2 protein-coding genes are annotated in these 10,392 nt (G+C 61.0%); both read right to left on the bottom strand.

Annotation, left to right across the window (positions count from 1 at the left end; all coding sequences use genetic code 11):
* On the bottom strand, positions 1–3,479 hold a 3,479-nt coding region (locus BJI47_RS17625; RefSeq protein ID WP_125458748.1), incomplete at its 3' end, for a non-ribosomal peptide synthetase.
* 124 nt (positions 3,480–3,603) lie between these two features.
* A complete protein-coding gene (locus BJI47_RS17620) occupies positions 3,604–10,362 on the bottom strand; it encodes a non-ribosomal peptide synthetase (protein ID WP_254900666.1) in 6,759 nt (2,252 codons plus the stop codon).
* Between the last annotated feature and the right edge of the window lie 30 nt (positions 10,363–10,392).

The raw sequence follows: 10,392 nt of genomic DNA, 5'->3' as shown, positions 1-10,392 counted from the left end.
ATATCACCCACCACAACAGACGAATCCGCCACCACCGCGTCCAACACCCGAACAAACCGCTCCGCAAACAACACCATCGTCGACTCATCGAACAAATCCGTCGCATACGTCAACGTCACCGACAACCCCGCAACACCACCATCGACATCGAACGACTCCGTCACCGTCACCTGCACATCGAACTTCGCAACCGCAGCATCGAAATCAACCGCCGACACCGACAACCCCGGCAACTCCAGCGAAGACCGCTCCAAATTCTGGAACGACAACATCACCTGAAACAACGGATGACGCCCCTGCGACCGAGCCGGATTGAGCACCTCCACCAACCGCTCGAACGGCACATCCGCATGCCCGAACGCACCCAAATCCCGCTCACGCACATCCCGAACCACATCAGCAAACAACCAATCCGAACCGAACACCGTCCGCAACACCAACGTATTGACAAACATCCCGATCACATCATCGAGAGCCGCCTCACCACGCCCCGCCACAGCAGTACCCACCGCCACATCCTCAGACCCCGACAACCGCGACAACAACACCGCCAACGCCGAATGCACCACCATGAACAACGACGCATTCAACTCCCGCGCCACCACACTCAACCCACGATGCACACCCGCATCCACCGAAAACACAACATTCGCACCACGATTGGACGCCACAACAGGACGAACCCGATCAGAAGGCAAATCCAACTGATCCGGCAAACCCTCCAACGCCGACCGCCAAAACAACACCTGCTGTGACAACAACGAATCCGGTTCCGACTCCGACCCCAACACCGCACGCTGCCACAACGCATAATCGGCATACTGCACCGAAAGAGGAGCCCACCCCGGCTCCTCACCTGAAGCCCGCGCCACATACGCACCCATCACATCCCGCGTCAACGGACCCATCGAAAAACCATCAGCCGCAATATGATGCACCACAAACACCACAACGAACTCCGAACCCACACCACCCGAACCCACAACCTCGAACAAACGAGCGCGAAACGGCACCTCCGCCGTCACATCGAAACCAACAGAGACGAACTCGACCACACGGTCGAGCACGTCCGCCTCTGCCACCGGCTCTGCCACCAAGGTGGGAACGACCGCATCGACCTCGAGCACCAACTGTGATCCGACACCGTCGATTTCGGGGTAGATCGTGCGTACGGATTCGTGACGCGACAGGACATCACGGACCGCGTACTCCAGCGCAGCGACGTCGAGGTCGCCGGTCAATCTGATCGCCACAGGAATGTTGTTCACCGCCGAAGCAGTATCGAATCGGTTGAGGAACCACATCCGCTGCTGCGCCAACGACAACGGAACAATATCCGGTCGCTCCTGCGGCACCAGCGGTGCTCTTCCCCCGGCGCCCCGCGTAACGGCGGCGTCGACGAGTATTGCGAGTCCCGCGACCGTCGGTGCGTCGAAGAAGTCGCGAACGTCGATACGGATGTCGAATCGCGCGTTGATGCGGGAGATCACCCGGGTGGCGATCAACGAGTTACCGCCGATGGCAAAGAAATCGTCGTCGGCACCGATGGTCTCGGAACCGAGTACCTCGGCGAACACTGCTGCAAGCGCGAGCTCTGTCTCGGTGGACGGCTCCCTGTATTCGCTTGCCAACGAGGAGAAGTCGGGAGCGGGAAGAGCTCGTCGGTCGAGTTTGCCACTGGAACCGAGTGGGAAATCCTCGATTGCGACGAACAACGCGGGGACCATGTATTCCGGCAGACGGGACGCGACGGCCTGCGCCAAAGACTCCTGGTCGATGAACTCGCCCTGCGCAGGCACCACGTACGCGAGAAGGACATCACCGAGCGAGTCGTCGGTGTGGACGAGGGCGACTGCTTGCGCGACCGAAGGATGCTCGAGAACGGCAGTTTCGATCTCACCGAGCTCGATGCGAAGACCACGTAGCTTCACCTGAAAGTCGGTGCGTCCCACGTATTCCAGCATGTCGACTTCACCGCGAGGTACCCACCGAACCAGGTCGCCGGTCCGGTACATCTGGCGCCCGTCTTCGAACGGATCAGCCACGAACCGATCGGCTGTCAGGTCCGGTCGCGCTACATAACCACGTGCAAGTTGGACGCCCGCAAGATACAGCTCACCCTCGACACCGGTCGAGACCGGTCGGAGGCCGTCGTCCAACACGTAGAGCGACGTGTCGTGCACGGCCCGGCCGATGGGGACGGATCCCGATTCCACATCGGCAGTCTCGTAGTACGTGACATCCACTGCGGCCTCTGTCGGACCGTACAAGTTGTGCAGTTCCGCCGAGCTGACGGTATGAAAGCGCGTCGTGGTCTGGGCTGGGAGCGCCTCCCCGGACGCAAATACATATCGCAACGTCTCGATCTCGCGGACCGAGGGCTCTGCGACGAATACGGCGAGCATCGACGGGACGAAGTGCGCCACAGTGACACCGCGTTCGGTCATCACACGAGCAAGATACGCGGGGTCACGGTGCCCATCGTGTGTCGCGACGACGAGACGTGCACCGATCTGCAAAGGCCAGAAGAATTCCCATACCGACACATCGAATGTGAATGGTGTCTTTTGCAGCACCACATCGTTCGGTGTCAGAACATAATGATCTTGACGCCATTGCACATTGCTGACGATCGCGCGATGTGAAACTGCCACACCCTTGGGACGGCCGGTGGATCCTGATGTGAAAATCACGTAGGCCAATGCGTCGTCCGACAACGTCCGAGTCCGGTCACTGTCGGCGAGGGCGGTCGCGTCGAAACCGTCCAGTTCCAACAAGTCGATCTCGATGACACCGACCCCGGCCGGCAAGTCGAGAGGTTCTGTGGACAGGCCGAGTACGGCTGCCGGCTGTGCGACGTCGAGCACGTAGGCCAGCCGCTCGGCCGGATGATCAGGATCGAGCGGAACGTAGGCTGCTCCCGATTTCACGATCGCGTACATGCCGACGAGTAGCTCCAGCGACCGTCTGATCCCCAGTCCGACGAGGCACTCCGGGCCGATTCCCAGCGACACGAGATGGCGGGCGAGTCGATTCGCGCGAGAATCGAATTCCGCGTAGGTCAAGCTTGTGCCCTCGAACTCAACTGCGATTGCATCCGGGGTACGAGCGACCTGTTCCTCGAAGCGGGATACGAGCGTCGGCGGGCCTGCAGGCGTCAGATCCCCCAACACCTCGGAGGCGTCGACGATGATCGACTCGACAATGCCGGCGAGACCGCCGGACTCGAGCGCGCCGGGAAGAACGTTGGACAGCACGACGGTGACGAGCGCCTCGGTCCCCAGTGCCCCACCCATGGCGGCTTCGAGCGCGGCCAGTTCAGCATGCAACGTCGTATAGGTCACGGTTGTCCCACCATGGGTCAACGCGATGCGATCGGGCGCGGCATCGACAACTGCAGAGATCACTCCTGGAAGTTCGTCCACGGTTACGCTGCCGGCAGCGCTCTGGCTTCGAGTGTTCGGCCGACCATTCGACATCTGAGTGTTCCTCCTACTAAAAGCCGCGGGACGCGCCGAGATGCATCGCATACACGAGACACCCTACGAAACGCTGCGACACAAACCGGCTTCGACTCCAAGTTCACGATCAGGCCCATGTAGGTCACTGCATGGAGACACCGGGTCCTCCCGGATCTGCGATGAGTGACTGGGCGTCACTGATCAGTGATGCAACCGTCGCGGCGAAGCCATCGGCACCCAGCGCAGGCAATATTCCTGGTAGGAGGCCCGTCAGCGCCACCGAGAGAACCGCCTCTGGTTTCAGTGCTCCCGCGGTCGACTTCGAGACGGCCGACAGTTTCTCGTCGAGCTGGCCGAAGGTGACACTCGTTCCAGCGTGAGACACCGCAACGGACGACGCGGCAGTTGCGGCCGCGGCCGAGACCAATTCCGGCAGGTCGTCGATCGTCTTCGGCTTGGGCGCCGGCTCTGCGCGTTCGGCCTCCGACCGCATGTCCACCGCCCGAATGATGCTGCTCGGGTCTGACGTCAGGAGATCCAGTAGTCGGGTGAAACGCTGCGCGAACAGTTCGATCGTCTTCGGCTCGAACAACGACGTGGCGTAGTTGAAAACGGCGTCGATTCCGATCAAATCACCCGAATCGTCGAAGCGTTCTACCGCCGTCAGTTGCAGGTCGACCTTGGCCTGCTCCAGACCGCTCTCCAAAGCCGACACTTCCAGTTCGGGCAAGGCGAAAGTGCCGGTGGCAAGGTTCTGGAAAGTCAGCATGACCTGGAACAGAGGGGTGTAGGAGGCCGAACGCTTGTGCCCTACCACCTCGACAACCCGTTCGAACGGCACATCCGCGTTACCGAACGCAGCCAGATCGGCTTCTCGTACTTTCGCCAACAGATCAGCGAAGGTCGAGCTCGGTGGGACTTTCGTCCGGAGCACCAGAGTATTGACGAACATTCCGACGAGGTCGTCAAGCGCGGCATCACCACGTCCCGCTACCGGGGTTCCCACGGTGATGTCCTGTTCACCACTGAGCTTCGACAGCAGAACCGCCAATGCGCTGTGCACGACCATGAAGACGGTCGAATTATGCTCGCGCGCCGTCTTTTGCACCCGTGCGGCAATGTCCGATGCGATGGTGAACCCGCAGCGGTCCCCATGCAGGGATGCGCGGGCAGGGCGCGGAAAGTCGGTCGGCAATGCAATCTGTTCGGGTACGCCGGCCAATGCTTCTGCCCAGTATGAAATTTGCTCGGACAGCACACTGTCCGGATCGTCTTCGGATCCGAGGACCTCGCGTTGCCACAGCGAGTAATCGGCGTACTGCACAGGCAGCTCCGTCCACAACGGGGCATCGCCTGCCGTCCGTGCGACGTACGCAGTCATGACGTCCCTGATCAACGGCCGCATGGAGAAGCCGTCGGCGCTGATGTGATGGGCAACGAGGACCAAGACGAACTCCGACTCGTTCGTCTCGCTGATCGAAAAGAGCTCGGCTCGAACCGGCACCTCCGCCGCGACATCGAAGCCGGTGGTGACAACTTCTCCGACCACGGCCGGTACCTCGGTAGCCGCGATCTCACGAACCTGGAGCCCTGGTAACGCGTCGGCGATGGGAACAACGGATTGAACGGGTCCGTCTTCGGTATCGGGATACCGCGTACGAAGTACCTCGTGCCGACGGAACAGGTCGCCTACTGCAGCGCGCAGCGCCGCGACGTCCAGCGCGCCGGAAAGCCTGATGGCCACTGGAATGTTGTAGGCGTCCGATGTCTTATCGACCTGGTTGAGGGTCCACATGCGTTGCTGTGCGAGCGACAACGGAACGACCTCCGGTCGGGGGCGTGCGATCAGGGGCAAGCGAATGCCCTGACCCACGGACGACTCCACTCGCGCAGCCAACGCACCGACCGTCGGCGCCTCGAATACCGAGCGCACCGAGATCGACGCATTCAGGGCGGCTCCCAGACGGGCAACGAGCTGTGTTGCGACCAGGGAATTGCCACCCAATGCGAAGAAGTCGTCGTCGAGTCCCACTCGATCCACTCCCAGAAGCTCGGAGTACACGCGCGCAACGATCTCTTCGATGGGATCGGTCGGAGCGCGGAACTCGGTCGATTCGAGAACCGGAGCAGGCAGCGCTGCCCTGTCGAGTTTGCCGTTGGCGTTGAGCGGCAACGATGTCAGCACGACGAAGTTCGACGGCACCATGTATGACGGCAACGCCGCACCCAGTGCGGTCCGTACCTCGTCGATGTCGACCGTTGCGGACTCGGCCGGAACCACATATCCCACGAGTCGGTCACCGGTGTGGGAGTCCGAGTACGAGACCACCGCAGCATCGGACAGTGACTCCACCGCTCGCAACGATGCCTCGATCTCGCCGAGCTCGATCCGAAAACCTCTGATCTTGACCTGGAAGTCTGAGCGGCCCGCGAAGACGAGCTCGCCGTCTGCATTCCAGAACGCAAGGTCACCCGAGCGATACAGCCGTCCTCCGGTGACTGCGAAGGGATTGGCGACGAAGCGCTCGGCGGTCAGATCGGGACGGCCGAGGTACCCCCGTGCCAACTGCCCGCCCGCAAGATACAACTCACCGATAGTTCCTGGCGGGACGGGGTGGAGCCGGGTATCGAGTACGTATGTCTGCGTATTCCACTCCGGCCGGCCGATCGGGACGTGCGCGCTCTCATCGGGTGATACCCGGTGCGAGGTCACCGACACCGCAGCCTCGGTAGGGCCATACAGGTTGAACAGGGCACCGTCGTTGTGTTCGACGAAACGCCGAGCGGTGTCTCCCGGCAATGCCTCACCGATCGCGAGCACGCGCTTCAACGAAGCCGGGAGGACGCCGTCTCCGTCTACCATCAGCGCGGTCAACATCGATGGCACGACATGGATCGTGGTGATCGACTCTTTCCGAATGATGTCGTTGACTCGTGCCGGATCGCGGTGCTCGTCCGGTCCAGCGATGACGAGGGTCGCCCCTGACGTCGGGGCCGACCAGAACTCCCACACCGACAAGTCGAATGTCGCTGCAGTCTTCAACAAAACCGAATCCTGCGAACCGAGACCGAATTCCGCTCGCTTCCAGGTCAGTTGATTCACGATCGCAGTGTGGGATACGGCCACACCCTTCGGGCGTCCGGTCGATCCCGAAGTGAAGATGACGTAGGCGGAGTTACCTGCGCGCAAAGGTGCACGCCGTTCCGCATCGGTGATCGGAGCGTCCGAATACATCGACAGATCGAGGCTTGCGACGTCCGACATCGGGATGTCGCGGACCGAGTGGCCGGAGAGTGGCGAACCGTCACTCGACTTGGACAGCAGCAGTATCGGCTCAGCAGTCTCGAGTATGTACTCGATCCGTTCCAGCGGCTGATCGGGGTCGAGTGGCACATACGCACCACCGGTTTTCGCGACCGCGAACATCGCGACAACCAGATCGGCACTGCGACGGATCGCCAATGCTGTCAAGGTCTCCGGCCCGACCCCACGTGCGATCAGATACCGGGCCAATCTGTTTACTCTCGAATCGAATTCGTGGAAGGACCAGCGACGATCGCCCTCTACCACTGCAGTCGAGTCGGGATGGATCGCGACCTGCTCGTCGAACAGCGAGACGAGCGTGGCTTCGCCGTCGACGGGATGGTCGGTCGTATTCCATGATTCGAGTACGAGTTCGCGTTCGGAACCAGCCAGCAGGTCGATGTCCCCGAGCAGTATCTCGGGTCGATCGACGACAGATTCGAGTAACCGGCCGAACCGAGTCGCAATCGTGCCCACCGTTGCGTGGTCGAAGAGATCCTTCGCGTACGTGAATTCTGCCGACATCCCTGTAGGCACTCCGCTTTCGGAATAGCGGTCCACCACGATCAGATGCAGGTCGAACTGCGCTATACCCGATTCGACTTCCAAGGCTGCGACATCGAGACCTGGAAGCGCCACATTGGTGACTCCCTGGTTCTGGAAAGAGAACCCGACCTGGAACAGCGGATGGCGCGCAGTCGAGCGGACAGGATTGAGGACTTCCACCAACCGTTCGAACGGGATGTCCGCGTTTGCGAAGGCGCCGAGGTCGACCTCGCGTGCGCGGTCGAAGAGTTCGGTGAACGCCAGTGAACCGTCCACTCGAGTGCGTAGAACCAGTGTGTTGACGAACATGCCGATCAAATCGTCGAGTGCACGATCCCCGCGACCGGCGATCGGTGTACCGACGGCGATGTCCCCTGTGCCGGAGAGCCTCGAGAGTAGTCCGGCGAAGGCCGCGTGCACCGCCATGAACAGGGTGCCACCCCGCTTGCGTGCCAGATCACGCAGACGTCCGTGGAGTTCGGCATCGATTTCGAGTTCGACACTGCCACCGGCGAAAGACTGCGTTGCCGGCCGCGGGCGATCGGACGGAAGTGCCAGCTCGTCCGGGATGTCTGCCAATGCCTCGGTCCAGTAGCCGATCTGCCGACCCGCAGTCGAATCTGTGTCTTCCTCGGAGCCGAGCACATCGTGCTGCCAAAGGCTGAAATCGGCGTATTGCACCGGCAACGGAGTCCACCCCGGCTCGGTGCCCATCGCCCGCGCCGCGTAGGCGGTCATCAGGTCGCGAGCCAGCGGACCGACCGACACACCATCGACGCTGATGTGATGTGCGACTACGGCCAACACGTGCTCGGTCGCGCTCGTTCGGTAGAGCTCGATACGGATCGGTACCTCGGTGGTGACATCGAACTGTGTAGACGCGAGTGACCCGATGTGCAAAGCCATGGCGTCCGAAGCGACGTCTCTCACCGACAGCTCGGTAGTCGTCTCGGACGGATGCATGATCTTCTGCATCGGACCGTTCACGGACTCCGGATACACGGTCCGCAGCGACTCGTGACGAGAGATGAGATCGGCAACGGCAGCACCGAGAGCTGTCACGTCCAGCTCTCCGGACAGTCGAAGTGCGAAGGGAACGAGGTACGCCGTCGAGGTGGGATCGAACCTGTTCAAGAACCACATACGACGCTGGGACAACGACAGCGGGATCTCGCTCGGGCGCACACGCGCCGCCAACGCGACTCTCCCTGTCCGCCCGGACCGTTCGATCTCGACAGCAAGCTTCTCCACTGTTCGTGCCTCGAACAGAGCCCGCACCGGAACCACGGCGTCGACCGCGGCGCCGACGCGTGAGACCAACTGCGTCGCGATCAGTGAATTACCACCGAGCTCGAAGAAATCATCATCGACACCAACCCTCGGCACACCGAGCAAATCAGCGAAAACCTCCGCCACAATCTCCTCGATCGGCGTAGTCGGCGCCCGGAACTCCCGAACCTCGAACACCGGCTCCGGCAACGCACGACGATCCAACTTCCCATTCACAGTCAACGGAATCTCGGACACCACAACAAAAGCCGACGGAACCATATACTCCGGCAACACCGCAGCCACTTCACCACGAAGGGCCTGAACATCGATGCTAGAACCCACCACCGGCACGACATACGCCACCAACTGAGGCGCATCATGGCGATCCGCCCGAACCACAACAGCAACCTGACCCACCGAATCCTGACCCAACACACCCGATTCGATCTCACCGAGCTCGATACGGAAACCACGAATCTTGACCTGATCATCAACACGACCAACGAACTCGAGATCACCCTCATTGCTCCACCGCGCCACATCACCCGTCCGATACATCAACGAACCACCAGCATGAGCCGCAGTACCAGAGAACGGATTAGCAAGAAAACGCGTCGCCGTCAGATCCGTCCGACCCAAGTACCCACGAGCCAACGTCCCACCCGCAACATACATTTCACCCGTAACACCCACCGGAACCGGCTCGAGCCGCGAATCGAGAACATAGACCCGCAACCCTGGAATCGCCCCACCCACCACCGAACCCGAAGCACTCGACACCAACTCACGATCGATCCGACGATGCGACACATGCACCGTCGTCTCGGTAATCCCATACATGTTCACCAACTCCGGACCGCTATCGCCGTAACGATCGAACCAACCCGACAATCGACGCAGCTCGAGCGCCTCACCACCGAAAATCACATACCTCAGCTGCAAGGTCCCCTCACCGGCAGCACCGACCCGGTCCACCTCAGCCAACTGATAGAACGCCGACGGAGTCTGATTCAGAACCGTGACATTCTCACGAATCAACAGCTCACGGAACGCCTCCGGCGACCGCGAAGTGAAATAATCCACCACCACCAACGTGCCACCGTGAAGCAAAGGCCCCCACAGCTCCCACACCGAAAAATCGAACGCGTACGAGTGGAACAACGTCCACACATCATCACTACCGAACTCGAACAACCCATCCGTATTGGCCATCAAACGCGCCACCGCAACATGCGGAACCACTACGCCCTTAGGACGACCCGTCGACCCCGAGGTGTAAATGACATACGCAACATCCGTGGGACGAAGCGGACGAACACGCTCGACATCGGCCACCGCAGAAGAACCGAAAACCGACAGATCCACGGCATCGATCTCCACACAATCCAACCCCACAGGCACCGAAAACTCACGCCCCGACCACGACACCAACACAGCCGGTGCAGCATCGGCCAAAACATACGCAATACGCTCCGCCGGATTCGTCGGATCCACCGGCACATACCCACCACCGGCCTTCACCACAGCCAACAACACCACAACAAGATCCACCGACCGCGGCAACGCCACAGCAACCAACGACTCCGGACCCACACCAGCCGACATCAAAAGACGCGCAAGACGATTCGAGCGATCATCGAGCTCCCGATAACTCAACCGCTCATCCCCGAACACCACCGCAGTCGACTGCGGCGCCCGCACAACCTGCAAATCGAACAACTCAGCCAACGTCGACACCGAAGGATCGACACCATCGACCCCCGCCCACGTCGAGGTCACAAGCTCTCGTTCCTCAACACCCAACACATC

Origin of the sequence: Rhodococcus sp. 1168, assembly GCF_002091955.1 — a bacterium.
Lineage (GTDB): Bacteria > Actinomycetota > Actinomycetes > Mycobacteriales > Mycobacteriaceae > Rhodococcoides.
Note: the sequence above shows the minus strand (reverse complement) of the source record. Positions and strands in the feature narration are given on the sequence as shown.